This is a genomic window from Caballeronia sp. LZ062, assembly GCF_031450785.1.
Classification (GTDB): domain Bacteria; phylum Pseudomonadota; class Gammaproteobacteria; order Burkholderiales; family Burkholderiaceae; genus Caballeronia.
The window spans coordinates 813,642-828,233 of sequence record NZ_JARTWB010000001.1 but is presented as its reverse complement, the minus strand read 5'-3'; the positions used below and the strand labels follow the sequence as shown (position 1 = coordinate 828,233).

Annotated in this window: 13 protein-coding genes; 5 read left to right on the top strand and 8 right to left on the bottom strand. The window is 65.7% G+C overall.

Going from position 1 to position 14,592, the window contains the following annotated elements; genetic code table 11:
• Positions 1–120: 120 nt before the first annotated feature.
• From P9239_RS03910 to P9239_RS03900, 3 genes are read left to right on the top strand one after another with little or no spacing between them, the layout of a single operon-like run.
• Positions 121–783, top strand: a complete 663-nt coding sequence (locus P9239_RS03910) for a response regulator (protein WP_309749176.1) — start codon at positions 121–123, stop codon at positions 781–783.
• Positions 780–2,159: an ATP-binding protein gene (locus P9239_RS03905; RefSeq protein ID WP_309749175.1), complete on the top strand. Its 1,380-nt coding sequence runs from the start codon at positions 780–782 to the stop codon at positions 2,157–2,159. Before P9239_RS03910 ends, P9239_RS03905 begins: the two co-directional genes overlap by 4 nt.
• 27 nt (positions 2,160–2,186) lie before the next feature.
• Positions 2,187–2,408, top strand: a complete 222-nt coding sequence (locus tag P9239_RS03900; RefSeq protein WP_309749174.1) for a hypothetical protein — start codon at positions 2,187–2,189, stop codon at positions 2,406–2,408.
• A 13-nt stretch (positions 2,409–2,421) separates the two neighbouring features.
• Here P9239_RS03900 and P9239_RS03895 read toward each other — a convergent pair whose 3' ends face one another.
• A complete protein-coding gene (locus P9239_RS03895) occupies positions 2,422–3,336 on the bottom strand; it encodes a LysR family transcriptional regulator (protein WP_309749173.1) in 915 nt (304 codons plus the stop codon).
• Positions 3,337–3,431: 95 nt separating this feature from the next.
• Positions 3,432–4,838: an MFS transporter gene (locus P9239_RS03890; RefSeq protein ID WP_309749172.1), complete on the bottom strand. Its 1,407-nt coding sequence runs from the start codon at positions 4,836–4,838 to the stop codon at positions 3,432–3,434.
• A 270-nt stretch (positions 4,839–5,108) separates the two neighbouring features.
• Between P9239_RS03890 and P9239_RS03885 the strand changes: the two genes are divergently transcribed.
• Entirely contained in the window at positions 5,109–5,879 is a 771-nt protein-coding gene (locus P9239_RS03885) for an IclR family transcriptional regulator C-terminal domain-containing protein (protein ID WP_309749171.1), read from the top strand.
• Positions 5,880–5,899: 20 nt separating this feature from the next.
• Here P9239_RS03885 and P9239_RS03880 read toward each other — a convergent pair whose 3' ends face one another.
• Both P9239_RS03880 and wrbA read right to left on the bottom strand, forming a co-directional pair.
• Positions 5,900–6,433, bottom strand: coding sequence for a nucleoside deaminase (locus P9239_RS03880; RefSeq protein WP_309749170.1), 534 nt, complete (start codon positions 6,431–6,433; stop codon positions 5,900–5,902).
• A 559-nt stretch (positions 6,434–6,992) separates the two neighbouring features.
• On the bottom strand, positions 6,993–7,598 hold the full coding sequence (wrbA, locus tag P9239_RS03875; protein ID WP_309749169.1) for an NAD(P)H:quinone oxidoreductase: 606 nt from the start codon (positions 7,596–7,598) through the stop codon (positions 6,993–6,995).
• Between the two features lie 210 nt (positions 7,599–7,808).
• Here wrbA and P9239_RS03870 point away from each other — a divergent pair, with 210 nt between their 5' ends.
• Positions 7,809–9,029 carry an FUSC family protein gene (locus P9239_RS03870; protein WP_309749168.1) on the top strand — a complete coding sequence of 407 codons (1,221 nt, stop codon included), beginning with the start codon at positions 7,809–7,811 and terminating at the stop codon, positions 9,027–9,029.
• Between the two features lies 1 nt (position 9,030).
• Here the strand turns inward: P9239_RS03870 and zwf are convergent, their stop codons facing one another.
• The 4 genes from zwf to P9239_RS03850 all read right to left on the bottom strand — a co-directional run bounded on the left by zwf (position 9,031) and on the right by P9239_RS03850 (position 14,379).
• On the bottom strand, positions 9,031–10,506 hold the full coding sequence (gene zwf / locus P9239_RS03865; RefSeq protein ID WP_309749167.1) for a glucose-6-phosphate dehydrogenase: 1,476 nt from the start codon (positions 10,504–10,506) through the stop codon (positions 9,031–9,033).
• Positions 10,507–10,683: 177 nt separating this feature from the next.
• The gene (locus P9239_RS03860; RefSeq protein ID WP_309749615.1) at positions 10,684–11,583 is read right to left on the bottom strand and encodes a LysR family transcriptional regulator; all 900 of its coding nucleotides are present in this window, start codon (positions 11,581–11,583) and stop codon (positions 10,684–10,686) included.
• 76 nt (positions 11,584–11,659) lie between these two features.
• Positions 11,660–13,735 carry a pyridoxamine 5'-phosphate oxidase family protein gene (locus P9239_RS03855; protein ID WP_309749166.1) on the bottom strand — a complete coding sequence of 692 codons (2,076 nt, stop codon included), beginning with the start codon at positions 13,733–13,735 and terminating at the stop codon, positions 11,660–11,662.
• Between the two features lie 23 nt (positions 13,736–13,758).
• A complete protein-coding gene (locus P9239_RS03850; RefSeq protein ID WP_309749165.1) occupies positions 13,759–14,379 on the bottom strand; it encodes a glutathione S-transferase in 621 nt (206 codons plus the stop codon).
• Positions 14,380–14,592 lie beyond the last annotated feature (213 nt).

Sequence of the window (14,592 nt, the reverse complement as noted above, 5' to 3'; positions counted from 1 at the left end):
GTCTAGCGGTATAGTGCGGGCTGCATGCTTATGCGATGCTTAAGCTGCGCCCTGCGGCGTTAAGTGCCGCTTAAGCAAGCCGCAAGGAGAATGGCCGCGAAGTTCAGCTTGGGGAAACGCATGCGCCTGCTTTTGGTTGAGGACGACGAGATGATTGCCGAGACGGTGCTGGCCGCGTTGCGCCGTTCGAGCTACACCGTGGATTGGGCGCAGGATGGCCGTGCGGCTGAACTGTCGCTCGGCAATGACGTGTACGACCTCGTGCTGCTGGACCTCACCTTGCCGAAACGCGATGGCCTCGATCTGCTCGGCGGCTACCGCAAGAACGGCGGCAATGCGCCCGTGATGATTCTCACCGCGCGCGACGCGGTGGACGACCGCATCCGCGGCCTCGACGCCGGCGCCGACGACTATCTGCTGAAGCCTTTCGACCTCGACGAACTCGCCGCCCGCGTGCGCGCGCTGCTGCGCCGCCGCACGGGTCACACTCAGCTCGTCTATACGCACGGCGATCTGTCGCTCGATCCCGCCGCGCACGAAGCCGCGAAGGCCGGCGTCGCGCTGAATCTCGTGCCGCGCGAATTCGCGTTGTTGCAGGCGCTGATCGAGGAGCCGTCGCGCGTGTTCCGCCGCTCGGAACTCGAAGAGAAACTCTATGGATGGGGCGAAGAAGTGGGCAGCAACACCATCGAAGTGCACGTGCATAGCTTGCGGCGCAAGATCGGCGCGGAGCAGATCGTGACCGTGCGCGGCGTCGGTTATCGGCTGAAAGGACTCGGATGAACTCCATCCGGCGCTGGCTGCTCGGCTGGCTCATCTGCGGACTTGCAGTGACGTGTCTGCTCGCGGGCTATGGCATTTTCCACATGGCGCGGCTGGAGGCAGGCGAACTCTTCGACTACGAACTGCGCACCGTGGCAGTCTCGCTGCCGGGCAACATCGGCGCGGCCGATGTCGCCGAAGGCCGCAGTCACGAACTGGCAGGCATCGCCGACGACCGGCTCGTGATCGACATCTGGGACAAGACCGGGCGGCTCATCTATCACTCGCCTCACGAGCCCGCGCTGCCGCGTTTCGGCGACGGTTTTCGGTCCGGCGAGCGCGAAGGCTACCGCTGGCGTGCGTTCGGCATGACGCTGCCGGACCGCTTCGTGCAGGTGGCCCAGCCGTATTTCGTCCGCGACGACATGGCCATTTCGCTCGCGCTGCACACCATCTGGCCGCTGCTTTTGTTGTTTCCGGTCGTCGTCGTGATCGTGCTCGTCGTCGTGGCGCGCGGGCTTGCGCCGGTGCGCGGGCTCTCGCGCTCGCTGGCCGCGCGCTCGCCGGAATCGCTCGCGCCGATGTCGCAGGCCGAGCGAATGCCCGTCGAGCTGCGTCCGCTCGTCGATGCGTTGAACGGCCTGCTCGCGCGCCTTTCCGATGCCTCGGAAGCGCAACGAACGTTCGTCGCGGATGCCGCTCACGAACTCCGCACGCCGCTCACGGCGCTCAAATTGCAGATTCAGGGCGCCATCAGCGACGGCTCGCTGAGAGTGGACGCGGCGACCGTCGGCAAGATCGACGGCCGGCTGAACCGGCTGATTCACCTCGCGCAGCAGTTGCTCAGCATGGCGCGCGAGGACGCGGCACGCGAGGCGGCAATCGGCCCGATGAGCCTGCGCACGTTGTGCGAAACGCGTGTGTCCGATTTTTCGTTGATCGCGGAAGCGAAGTCGATCGACCTCGGCCTCGAACTGGAAGCCGCGCGCGGCGAGCAGGACGCGTATGCGATTTTGGGCGACACGCACGCGCTGGCGGTGCTCCTCAACAATCTGCTCGACAACGCGATCCGGCATACGCCGCCCGGCGGACGCGTCGATGTACGGCTGCGCCGCGACGCCGATGGCATCGCGCTGACGGTGCTCGATACCGGCCCCGGCATTCCGCCCGACGAGATCGAACGCGCGTGCGACCGGTTTTATCGCGGCGCGGGGACGCACGGACAGGGTAGCGGGCTCGGGCTTGCGATAGCGCTGCGCGTGGCGCAGCGGCATCAGGCGAGCTTCACGGTCGAGAATCGCAAGGGCGCGAGCGGGCTCGCGGTGTCGGTGCGCGGCCTGCGCGGCGTCGAAACGAAAGCGCAAGAGACGGAAGGCGCGGCGGTCGCGATGCGGTGAAACTCGAGCCTTTCGACGAGGCCGATCATGATGAATCGCTACTCTCATATGGCTGTCTTGCTGATCGGTCTGACAGCGGCTCCAATCGCACATGCCGACGACGCCGCCAGCGCCGCGGCCGCCTCCGAGCCGAAGACGCTCAAGGAACGGCTCGGCGACAAGGCCAGCGACGAACAGCGCGTCGACAACTGCAAGGTGCCGCCGGAGCGTCGCGGCACGAAGGCGCGGCCGGATGCTTGCGCGCGCTAATGCCGCAATCCGGCTAACGCTCGCCCGTCAACGCAATCACGAGATCCAGAAACGCCCGCGTTTTCGCCGGCGGATGATGCCGCGACGGATGAAACGCATAGAGCGGAAACCGCTCGTCGGGCCAGTCCGGAAACAGGTCGATGAGCTGGCCCTCCGCCATCAGATGCGCGTGACCGAGTTCGAGTATCTGCGCGATGCCGTATCCCGAGAGACACGCGCTCAGCATCGTGCCCGGATCGTTCAGCGTGAGGTGCCCGCGCGTTTCCACGGTCAGGCGCTTCTTCTTGCGATGAAACTCCCACGGAAACGGCCGCCCCGTCTCGGGATCACGGAATTCGATGCACGTGTGCGCGCCGCTCGCGAGCGTCTGCGGCGTCGCGGGCCGGCCGTATCGCGCGATATACGACGGCGCGGCTACCGTGCGCACCGGCGTATCGAGCAGCTTGCGCGCGACGAGACTCGAATTGCGCGGCTCGCCGAAGCGCACGGCGAGGTCGAAACCTTCGGCGATCATGTCGCCCAGACGGTCGCGCGTCAGCAATTCGAGCTCGAGTTCCGGATGCGCTTCCATGAACGCTTCGAGCTTCGGTCCGAGCACGAGCCGCGAGAAGATCGGATCGACGTTCACGCGCAATCGCCCGCGCACGGCCGTCGCGCTGCCGGACGCCGTCGCGGCCGCTTCTTCCAGACCGACGAGATGCGGCATGACTTGTTCGAAGAAGCGGCGGCCATCGTCGGTGAGCGAAACCGTGCGCGTCGTCCGGTCGAACAGGCGAATCTTCAGGCGCGCTTCGAGCCGCGCGATGGCGCGGCTCACGCCCGGCTGCGACATGCCGAGCTTGTCGCCGGCTGCGGCGAACGTGCCCGCATCGACGATCGCCGCGAAGACGCTGATGCCGTTCAGGATGCGCTCGTTGAACCCCGCCATTCATGCCTCCGCGTCATGGAACGAATGGCTCGCATGTTATCGCGAAGCAATAAAAAGGGCCCCGAAGGGCCCGTTGAATCACATGCAAAGTCGGCTTACGCGTGAGCCTTCGCCACCTTCTCGACGGCCATCGAATCCGCGCGCATACGCTCGTATTCCTGCTCGGTCATGGGCACGGCGTCTTTCTTGCCGAGATCGTCCAGACGCACGCGATACGTCTCGCGCGCCGACCACGCCGCAATCGCCGCGATGATCGTCACGCCGAATGCAAGCGCGCCGACCGTCAGCGGAATGTTCGCCGATCCCGGCGGCGCGACGGCGGCAAAGAGCGCGGGCAGAAGCGCGGTGATCGTCGTGCCGATGTTTTGCGCAATCGCCATCGCCGAGACGCGCGAACGCGTCGGGAACAGCTCGGGGAAGAAGCTCGGGAAGATCGCGTTGTAGCCCTGGTAGACGACGCCCCACATCAGCAGCGACATGACAATGGCCAGCGGCACGTTGCGAATGCTGATGGCATACAGATACGCGAACGAGAGCAGACCCGCGAGCAGCGAACCGACGATCATCGGCATGCGGCGGCCCACTTTATCGGACAGATTGCCGACATACGGAATCACCAGCACGGCGAGGATATTGCCGACTACCGGAATCCACAGATACACGCTCTTCTGAAAGCCGATGCCGTAGGACGCCTGCACTGCGTAGGCCGCGCCGAAGATAGTCGCAACGACGGGAATCACGTTCATCAGCGCCATGCAGACCACGCGGATCATGTCGGGCGTGCTGTTTGCAAACGCTTCCTTGATCGGCGACTTGGGCACAGCGCCGTGCGCGCCTTCGGCCGAGAATGCCGGCGTTTCGTGAACTTCACGACGGATGATGTAGCCCGCCACCAGCACCAGCGCCGACAGCAGGAACGGCACGCGCCAGCCCCACGAATTGAACATGCTCTCGGGCATGAACGCGGCGAGCGGCAGGAAGACGGCAGCCGCGAGGATCTGTCCGGCCTGCACGCCCTGAAGCGTGAAGCTCGCGTAGTAGCCGCGCCTGCCGAAGGGCGCGTGCTCCAGAATCATCGAGCTCGCGCCGGAGATTTCGCCCGCCACCGCGAAGCCCTGAACCAGACGCAGCACGACGAGCAAGGTCGGCGCGAGCATGCCGACGCTCTGATACGTCGGCAAGAGACCGACGGCCATCGTCGAAAAGCCCATCAGGAACATGCAGATAAGGAGCACGTTCTTGCGGCCGTGCGTGTCGCCCAGATGGCCGAGCACGAACGCGCCGATCGGCCGCGCGACGTAACCCACGCCGTAAGTGGCAAGCGATGCGACGATGGCCACCTTCGGGTTGCCCGACGGGAAGAACAACTGCGGAAAGATGAGCGCGGCCGCCTGCGCGTAGATGAAGAAGTCGTAGTACTCGAGCGCCGAGCCGATCCAGCCGCTCGCCGTCGCTTTTTTCGCCTGGCGGCCGCCGTGCGCCTCTTCCTTAGGGCTAGCCATAGAAGTGTCTCCGAATGATGGTTTATCGAGTGGTCCTGCTGCGCCTGTTCACTTCTTCTTGTCTACGTCGTGCCGATGCGCGCCACGGTGTGGCCGCGCGAAAGGCAGTCGATTCAGGCCCGCGAGCATGTCCCTTACAAGTGATCCGAGCATAAGAGCGCAGCCACGCGCGGGCAACGATTTGTGATAAATTGTGCGCGATTATCGCACGCAGGTGTTCGATAATCGACCGCTTTGGGGGTTAGCACTAGCAGAAGGCGCGAACCGAATATGACGAAACCGGCACTCGACAAGCGCGACTGGATCGCAGGGCTGGAGAAGGGTCTCGCGATCCTGGAAGCCTTCGACGACCAGCACGCGCGCATGACGCCGACGCAAGCGGCCACGCGCACCGGCATGACGCGCACGGCGGCGCGGCGGTATCTGCTCACGCTCGCGCATCTCGGTTACGTGCAGACCGACGGCAAGCTCTTCAATCTGACGCCGCGTGTGCTGCGCGTCGGCTGGTCGTATTTCGATTCGGCGCGGCTGCCGCGTATCGTGCAGCCTTACTTGCAGCACTTGAGCGCGTCGATCCATGAATCCGTCTACGTGAGCGTGCTCGACGAATGGGACCTCGTGATCATCGCGCGTAACGGCTCCACGCGCGTGATGACCACCGGCTTCGTGCTCGGCGCACGCGTGCCGGCGGCGTTGATGTCGGGCGGACTCGTGATGCTCGCCTACAAGCCGGACGAAGACGCCGTGCGCAAATGGCTCGACGCGACCGACTTCAAGCCTTTCACGCCGCTCACCCTCACGAACAAGGAAGCACTGTACGACAAGATCCGTCAGGCGCGTGCAGACGGCTATGTGTCCATCGAACAGCAGTTGCAGGTGGGAGTGCGCGGCGTCGCCGTGCCGATCAAGAACCGGCACGGGCACGTGGTCGCGGCGTTATCGGTGAACATGCCTATCGGGAAGGAAACGAACGAGGCTGCGCTTGCCCGCGTGTTGCAGCCGTTGCAGGAGACGGCGCTTGCCATGTTGAATGTGATTTAGCCTCCAACGCGGCCCAACGCTTATCGCGCGGACCAGAACGCCCGCTGTACGCGCAACACTTCGTCCTCGACTTCGGCGATTGGCCCGATGAGATCCACCGGCTTCTGGCAATGGTCGAAGACATAGCGTGACGACACGCTCATCGTCGGATTCTCGGCGTGATTGCCGGTGGCTTCGAGCAGCCGGGCTTCGGTCAGCCCGTAGACCACGCGACCGATGTTCGCCCAGTACGCCGTTCCCGCGCACATGCAGCACGGCTCGACCGATGTATAAAGCGTGCAGCCCCACAAATAGTCCGGCGTGAAGTTGAGCGCCGCGACGCGCGCCAAAACCGACTCGGCGTGATTCACGGTATCGACATTGCCTTGCTCCATCAGCACGCTTTCCTGATCCGGGCCGACGAGAATCGCGCCGAACGGATGATGCCCGAGCAGCGTCGCGCGCTCGGCGACGGCGCTCGCGTGCCGCAGATGCCGGATGATCTGCTCGCGCGTGGGCGTGAGGCCCTGAGGCGGCAGTGCGTCGTGATGCGAGGCGGGGGTGGTCAGGCTCATGGGGGCGAGTTTCGCAAAGGTGAGGAGTTACGGGATCGGTTTGCGGTGAGGATTTTCGGGAGCGGTGGCGTTTGGTCGGCATCCGTCTTCGCTACGAACGGATCACTTCCCGTGAGCAACGGTAAAGCGTCGTTGATTTTGACGCAATCGCCATCGGCTGAATGCGCGGCAAGCATGAGGAAATGCGCGCGAGGCGCTGGGACCGCGGACATCGCCGGTACCCTTGACTCCGCCGCCCAGCGATAGCGACGGTGCTCTGCGAGCGCAGGGCACGTGTTGGAACTTATTAGAGCGCAAGGCGGCGGAATGATTAGCTTGCCGAACGATCGCTCCGATGGTCTTGCGATACATCCGGCTGTTATGCGTGAGAACGAATCCGCGCGCGAACGTAGCCGGCACGACGCAGTCAAGGCGCGACGCGCTTCTCATGCGGTGAGCGTGCCCGTCACGGTGAGACGGCCTGCGGCAAGGCACGCGCGGACCGCTCGCATCGTCAATGCCGCGAAAGAGCCGACAGAAGCTGGCACATCTATTCGCCCGCGCCTGTCAGTCGCGCGACTCACTTGCCCGCGATCCTCATCGCCAGTTCGGCGACGTGCTTGCCCTGATACCGCGCGATGTCCAGCTCGTTCTGCGTCGCCTGACGCTTGCCGTCGGCCCCGACGATGGTCGTCGCGCCGTACGGCGTGCCGCCCGAAATCTCGGCCATGTTGGTGAGCGCGGCGCACGCGTAAGGCACCCCAGCGATGACCATGCCGTGATGCAGGAGCGTCGTGTGAAACGACGTGATGGTGGTTTCCTGCCCGCCATGCTGGGAAGCGGTGGACGTGAACACGCTGCCGATCTTGCCGACGAGCGCGCCTTTCACCCACAGGCCGCCCGTCTGGTCGAGGAACGTGCGCATCTGCCCGGCCATGTTGCCGAAGCGCGTGGGCGTGCCGAAGATGATGGCGTCGTAGTCCGCGAGTTCGTCGATGGTCGCGACCGGCGCCTGCTGATCCAGCTTCACGCCGATCACGGCGGCCTGATCCGCCGGAATGGTTTCCGGCACGCGCTTGACCGTGACCTCGACACCCGGCACGCCGCCTGCGCCTTCGGCGACCGCTTGCGCCATGGTCTCGACGTGGCCGTACATCGAGTAGTAGAGCACCAGAACTTTCGCCATGAGATGTCCTCGTCGTGTCGCAGGTTGGATGACTCAACCATAGCATCGGCATCCGGATGCTGCCGGAAGCTGTCGGGATGCATTGCGCTCACGCCGATCCGCGTCTACGCTCAGACAAGACCTTCGCTACCGCCGACGATGCCGCACGATCATTCGACGATTCACCATTCTTCCTCTACGACGTCATCGTCGCGCGGCGCGTCCGCTGCGTTGAGCGCGCTCACCGAACTGGTGCGCGACGCATTGATCGCGCTCGCGCGCGAACTCGGCGCCATCCGGCCGACTCGCGCCCGCGCCCTGTTCGCGACTCAGGCGATGGTGTCCGTGGCGCTGGCGGTCGCGCTTGCGTACGCCTTTCGACTCGAACACATCTGGTGGGCGGCGATCAGCGGCTTCGCGGTCATGCAGTCGAAGTTCTCGGCGTGCGCGCAGCGCGGCGTGCATCGCGTGCTCGGCACCGTTGCGGGCGCATTGCTCGGCGCGAGCGCGGGGCCGCTCATCGGCGACACGCCGTGGCTTTTCGTGCCGCTGCTCGGGCTGATTGCGGGCGTGTCGGTGTATCGCGCGCTCGTGTCGGACGCGGGTTATGCGTGGGTGTTGGGCGCGGTGACGGCGCTCATGGTGACGTTCGATGCGCATCGGCTCGCGTCGGCTTCGGCGACGGCGTCGTTCGCGTTGCTGCGCGTGGCGGAGGTCGTCGTCGGGACGCTCGCGTGCGTGGGCGTCTCCGCGCTCTTCCACGCGGGGGCGCAGCGGTATCGCAAGTCGCGCGGCGCGGCGCTCATGCCGGACGCGCGGGCCGCATCGACGGCCGATCGCGTCGATGGATCGAGTCACGAGACCGCGACCGTCACCGTCATACAGCCCGGCCCGCTGCACGCTCTCGGCGCGATGCAGGCGACGCAGGCTGCCAACGCCATGCGCAAGCGCCTCGCATGGCATGCGGCGTGGTCGGTGGCGATACTGGCGGTAGTCGCGTATGCGTGGAATCTGCCGGGATTCGCGCAGGCGCTGGTCACGGCGGTCGCCGTGTTGATCCTGCCCGCATCGGCGCTCGGCAAGCCGACGCGCCGGCCTATCGCGGCGCGCATGGTGCAGCGCGTGCTCGGGTGCCTGATCGCGGGCGCGGTGAGTCTCGCGCTTTTGCCGCTGATCGGCGACAACGACATCGCGTGCATGCTCGCGCTATGCGCGGGCGTGTGGATGGGCTGTCACGTGCAGACGGGCGCGCAGGGCGCGAGCTACGTGGGGCGGCAGTTCACCATCGCGTTCATTATGGTGTTCGTGCAGGATCACCACTGGTCGTCCGATCCCATGCCCGCGGCGCTTCGGCTCGCGGGCATTTTCTGCGGAATCGGCGTGCTGGCGGCTGTGATGGGCGCGGACAAGGCGCTGGCATCGCGGCGCGCAGCGCGCCCCGCGATGCGCTGAATCAACCTTCTTCCGCCCACGCCAGATTTTCCCGCGCCATCAACGCGGACGAGGCCGCCGGGCCGAACGTGCCCGCCGTGTAGCCGCGCGGCCTGTCGCCGAGTTCCTTCCAGCCATTCAGAATCGGCTCGACCCACGCCCACGCCGCTTCCAGTTCGTCGCGGCGCATGAAGTGCGTGAGGCGTCCGCGAATCACGTCGATCAGCAAACGCTCATAGGCTTCCGCGCGACGCTGGGTCATGGCTTGCTGAAGGTCGAGATTCAGGTTCACGGGCAGCATCTGCATACCGCTGCCCGGTTCCTTCGCGAGCATCTGCAACTGAATCGACTCTTCCGGCTGAAGCGTGATGATGAGACGGTTGCCGTAATTGCGCGGCCCGCTCGGGATGATGGAAAACGGCAGGTCCGCGAAATCGATGACGATTTCCGAGCGCCGCGTCTGCATGCGCTTGCCCGTGCGCAGGAAGAACGGCACGTTGGCCCAGCGCCAGTTGTTGATATGCGCGCGCAACGCGACGAACGTCTCCGCGCGGCTGTCGGGCGGCACGTTGTCTTCCTGTAGATAACCCTTGACCGGCTCGCCGCCGACCGCGCCCGCCGCGTATTGACCGCGCACGGTGTCGCGCGCGGTGTCGGCGACGCTCATCGGGCGCAGCGATTTCAGCACCTTCAGCTTTTCGTCGCGCACGGCGTCAGGATCGAGCGAAACGGGCGGTTCCATCGCGACGATGCACAGCAGTTGCAGCAAGTGGTTCTGCACCATGTCGCGCAGCGCGCCGGTGTGATCGTAGAAGCCCGCGCGGCTGCCCACGCCCACGGTTTCCGCCACCGTGATCTGCACGCTCTTGATGTACGGCGCCTGCCACAGCGGCCCGAAAATGGGATTGCCGAAGCGCAGGACCATCAGGTTCTGCACCGTTTCCTTGCCGAGATAATGGTCGATGCGGTAGATCTGCTCTTCCTTGAAATGCTGGCCCACCGCGTCGTTGATGGCGCGGGCGGAAGCGAGATCATGGCCGAGCGGCTTTTCGAGCACGACGCGCGCTTGGTCGTCCACGATGCCGGCTGCAGAAAGGTTGTCGCAAATGGTCGTGAAAAGCTCCGGCGACGTCGAGAGATAGAACACGCGCTGCGCGTTCTGGCGCGTGGCTTCGGCGAGCCGGCGAAAGTCGTCGGGATTCTCCACGTCGACGCGCACGTAGTCGAAGAGCGCGAGAAATTTGTCCCACGACTGGGCATCGAAAGCGTTCTCGTCGATGAACGGGCGCGACTGCTTCTCCATGAAGTTCTTCAGATAATCTTCGCGCGTCCAGTCCTTGCGGCCGATGGCGAGAATACGCGTTTCGGCGGGCAGGTTGCAGTGCGAGTGCGCCATGTACAGCGCGGGCAGCAGCTTGCGCGCCGCCAGGTCTCCGCCGCCGCCGAAGATGATCATGTCGAGCGGGCGTTCGTTCGTGGGAGAGGTCGGGTTCGTCATGGTGCGGGAGCCGTTGTGGTTCGGAAGAGCCGGTTTCGTCGAGCCGGAACGTGAAGCGCAAATACGCCGAAGAGGGCTATGTTGCATGGTTTGCCGTCATTTTGCACGGCTCGCGCGCTAACGGGCGTTCGAATCCTCAAAGATTCACGAAGCGGCCACACGCGCCGTTTAGTTCGTTTAGCGCAACGATGCATCCGCGCGCAGTGTCGCCACGGCGAGATCGAGAAAGGCGCGCACTTTCTGCGTGACGTGGCGGCCTTCGCGGTGGACGAGATGAATGGGCAGAGGCGGCGGCTCGAATTCGGCGAGCACGATCACGAGCCGGCCTTCGCTCACATGCTGCGCGACCTGATACGACATGAGCCGCGCGATACCGAAGTCCGCGAGCGCGGCGGCGATGGCGGAATCGTTCGTCGTCGTGACGAGGCGCGCTCGCGTGCGGACGATCACCGTGCGTTCGCCGTCGTGCAGACGCCATTCGGGCGGCGAAGACGACCCCGTGGACGCGATGATCGTGTGGGCGTCGAGGTCTTCCGGGCGCGCGGGCGTGCCGTGCTTCGCGAGATAAGCGGGCGACGCGCACAGCACGCGGCGCACGCGCCCGACGGGAATCGCCTGAAGCGACGAATCCGGCAGTTGAGCGATGCGCACGGCCACGTCGATGCCCTCGTCGACCAGATTCACCACGCGGTCGACGAACCAGCAGTTGGCATCGGCTTCGGGATAGCGCGAAAGATAGTCGAGCACGATAGGCGTCACGTGCAGCCGGCCGAAAAGCACCGGCGCGGTGAGCGATAGCACGCCGCGCGGCGCCGCGTGCGTGCCTCGCGCGGCGAGTTCGGCGGTGTCCACTTCGCCGAGAATGCGCCGGCAGTCTTCGAAGAAGCCGCTGCCGGCGTCCGTGAGACGCACGACGCGCGTGGTGCGGGTGAGCAGGCGCACGCCGAGCCGCTCTTCGAGTTCGGTCACGACGCGGCTCACGACCGAAGGCGAGACGTCGAGCTTGCGCGCGGCCGAGGCGAAGCCGCCGGTTTCGACCACCGTGACGAAGGTCGACATTGCCTGAAAACGGTCCATGTCGGATGCGAAAAGCGGGCGGGTAAGTTGCCGTGCATTCTCGGGCATGCCGCAGTGGTCCGCAATCGCGCGTTGTCTAGAGGTCCAGTTGCAGCGCCGCTTCGGTGTCCGCTGCCGGGCGCGCGCAGCAGATCAGCGCCTCGCCGTCATCGACATGAAACGCCGGCTCGCTCGAATACGACACCGCGCCGCTCACGATGCGCGTTCTGCACGTCCCGCACGTGCCGCCGCGACAGCTCGATTCCGTCTCCACGCCGCACGCCTCGGCGAGTTCCAGCAGCGTGCCGCTCGCGGGCGTCCATTGCGCGTCGCGCTGTGACTTCACGAAGCGCACCGGCACCGCTTCGGTGGCGGGCGGGCGCATCGGCCTGATTTCGACGCCGCGATCCGGCAGGCGAACGAGCGACGCGGGACCGAACGCTTCGGCGTGAATGCGCGCATCGGCAATGTTCAATGCGCGCAGGCCGTCGTAAAGCGTCTGCATGAACGCGCCGGGGCCACACAGATAGAAGTCGTAGTCGTTGAACGGCAAAAAGCTCGTCAGCAGATCCATGTCGATGCGGCCGGACACGTCGTAGTCGCGTTTCAATTGCGCGCCGCGCGGGTCGCTCAGCACGCGTATCACGTTGACTGCGCCGCCCGCGCCTTCCGCGCTTCTGGCGAGCGCGTCGATCTCAGCGGCGAACGCGCGGCTCGCGAGCGTTCGCGCCGACGCGATCAGCCAGACCGGACGCACGCGCCGCTTGCGCAGTCCTTCATAGACCACGTGACGCAGCATCGCGAGCATCGGCGTGATGCCGACGCCCGCCGCCAGCATCACGGCGGGGCGCGCTTCGAACGGATCGATCGTGAAGCTGCCCGCCGGCTGACGCGCTTCGATGATGTCGCCCACTTTCAGCGCGTCGTGCAGATGCGCCGACGCCCGGCCTTCGCGCTTCACGCTGATGCGAACCACGCCGTCCGCCGGGCCGACCGAGAGCGTGTAGGTGCGCACGAGCGGCTTCGTTTCGCCCGGCAGCGTGACGCGCACCGGCAAATGCTGGCCCGCCGCGTGCGGCACGATGCCCGCGCCGTCCGCCGGTTCGAGCCAAAAGGAGCGAATCACGTCGCTTTCATCGACGATCCGGCTCACGCGATACGGCCGCCACGCATCCGCCAGCGCCGCCGCCTTCATGCGCTGCGCGGCTTCGTTCCAGTCGCCGGTCATCAGCGAATTCGGCGACCAGCCTTCGCGGCGAAACGTCCAGCGCAGCGGCAGCGCGTCTTCGCGCAGCACGACGCGGCGCGGCACGAAGCGCCAGAGGCGTTCGGCGCCCTGGAACGCGGCGGTTTCGGGCGAGTCGAGAAGGACTTGCGCGTCGCCGGTCAGTTGCAGGACGTCGCCGGTTTCGAAGTCCGCGAACACAAGTCCCGCCCGTCCGTTCGCTGCAATGTTGCCGAGCGTGTTGAAGAACAGGTTGCCCGCAAAGTCGGGAATGGTCAGGGCGCCGTCGTCGGACACGCGCACGAAGCCGGCCTTGCCGCCGCGATGCGACACGTCCACCTGACGATGCCCGTCCTCGCGGTCGAAGTAGGACGCGACGAAGAACGTATCGGCGCGCTCGATCATGGCGCGCAGACGGGGCGACTGTACGTCGAGCGCGACAGGCGCGGACGGCGAGGGCGCCGACGCGTCGCGCACGAACGCGAAGTCGCGCAACTGGATGTACTGCGGACAATTGCCGAAGCTCTGCTCGACGGCCACCTCGAATGCTTGCCCGTGAGCAGCGTTGTCGCGATGAATCACGCCGTTCGCGCGATTGCGGCGGCGCGTGTGCAGCTCGATGCCGAGCAAGCCGACCGGCGCGCCGTCGGCGAGACCGGCGTCGGCGGGATCGAGCGGATCACGTGTGCGCTCGACGGAGAGCGTCGTCGCATCCGGCGAACGCACGAAACCGGGGCGGCCGGTGAGAAACGTGGCCCAGGCGTCGCCGTTGGCGTCGACCGTTCCGGCGACGATGAACGGCAACTGCGCGAAAAATTGCCGATGCTGTTCCGGCATGAACGAACGCACGACGCGCGAACCGACGTCGCGCATCCGCTCCGCGACGCCGGCGGCGGTTTGCATCGCGATTTCGCCGCGATGCCAGGGCGATGGGGCGGTGATCGGCATGATCGTCTCCGTCAAGGGTGGCTCTAGGCGCGCAGGCCCACGGCCGTCGTCCGGAACGGCAGGAAGCCCGGCAATGCTTCGATGCGCGCGAGCCACGCGAGCACGTTGCGGTAGCCGGACAGATCGACGTTGCCTTCCGGAGCGCCCGCGATGTAGCTGTAGAGCGCGATATCCGCGATGGTCGGATGCGCGCTGCCGATATCCGCGATCCAGTCGCGGTTCTGCAATTCGTCGTCGATCACGTTCAGCACGGCGTGCGCACGCGCGATGACTTCATCGACATTGAACTTGCTGCCGAACACCGTGACGAGGCGCGCGGCAGCCGGCCCAAACGCGATCTGCCCCGCCGCCACGGACAGCCAGCGTTGCACGGCGGCGGCTTCGGCGGGAGTTTCCGGCAGCCATTGCGTCGCGCCGGTTTTCTTCGCGACATAGACGAGGATGGCGTTCGAGTCCTGAACGACTTGCTCGCCGTCCACCAGCACGGGGACCTGACCGAAGCGGTTGAGGCGCAGGAAATCGGGAGTCTTGTGCGCGCCGGCGGCGAGGTTTACTTCCACTTCGTCGTGCTCGACGCCGAGCAGATGCAGGAAGAGCCGCGCGCGGTGGGAATGGCCCGACAACGGATGATGGTAGAGCTTCATGAGAGCCTCCTCTGCGGACCGGGCGAATCCCGGTCTCCTGTCAAGCAGTATGGGTTCGTGCTGACGCAAGCAGAATACGAGCGGAAATCAATTCGCCGTTCTCGTTTCGCGAACAATACGCGCGCGCTCTCCCGTATCGGCTCACCGTTTGGCGCCACCCATCCCGAAAATACTCACCGGCACGCGCCTTGCTTCGTCCGGAAAGTATTTCCT

Coding starts and splice junctions, on each gene's coding strand:
- P9239_RS03850 (WP_309749165.1), bottom strand. CDS start 14,379: ATGAAGCTCTACCATCATCCGTTGTCGGGCCATTCCCACCGCGCGCGG.
- P9239_RS03885 (WP_309749171.1), top strand. CDS start 5,109: ATGACGAAACCGGCACTCGACAAGCGCGACTGGATCGCAGGGCTGGAG.
- P9239_RS03860 (WP_309749615.1), bottom strand. CDS start 11,583: ATGGACCGTTTTCAGGCAATGTCGACCTTCGTCACGGTGGTCGAAACC.
- P9239_RS03855 (WP_309749166.1), bottom strand. CDS start 13,735: ATGCCGATCACCGCCCCATCGCCCTGGCATCGCGGCGAAATCGCGATG.
- P9239_RS03890 (WP_309749172.1), bottom strand. CDS start 4,838: ATGGCTAGCCCTAAGGAAGAGGCGCACGGCGGCCGCCAGGCGAAAAAA.
- P9239_RS03905 (WP_309749175.1), top strand. CDS start 780: ATGAACTCCATCCGGCGCTGGCTGCTCGGCTGGCTCATCTGCGGACTT.
- P9239_RS03900 (WP_309749174.1), top strand. CDS start 2,187: ATGATGAATCGCTACTCTCATATGGCTGTCTTGCTGATCGGTCTGACA.
- P9239_RS03880 (WP_309749170.1), bottom strand. CDS start 6,433: ATGAGCCTGACCACCCCCGCCTCGCATCACGACGCACTGCCGCCTCAG.
- zwf (WP_309749167.1), bottom strand. CDS start 10,506: ATGACGAACCCGACCTCTCCCACGAACGAACGCCCGCTCGACATGATC.
- P9239_RS03910 (WP_309749176.1), top strand. CDS start 121: ATGCGCCTGCTTTTGGTTGAGGACGACGAGATGATTGCCGAGACGGTG.
- P9239_RS03895 (WP_309749173.1), bottom strand. CDS start 3,336: ATGGCGGGGTTCAACGAGCGCATCCTGAACGGCATCAGCGTCTTCGCG.
- wrbA (WP_309749169.1), bottom strand. CDS start 7,598: ATGGCGAAAGTTCTGGTGCTCTACTACTCGATGTACGGCCACGTCGAG.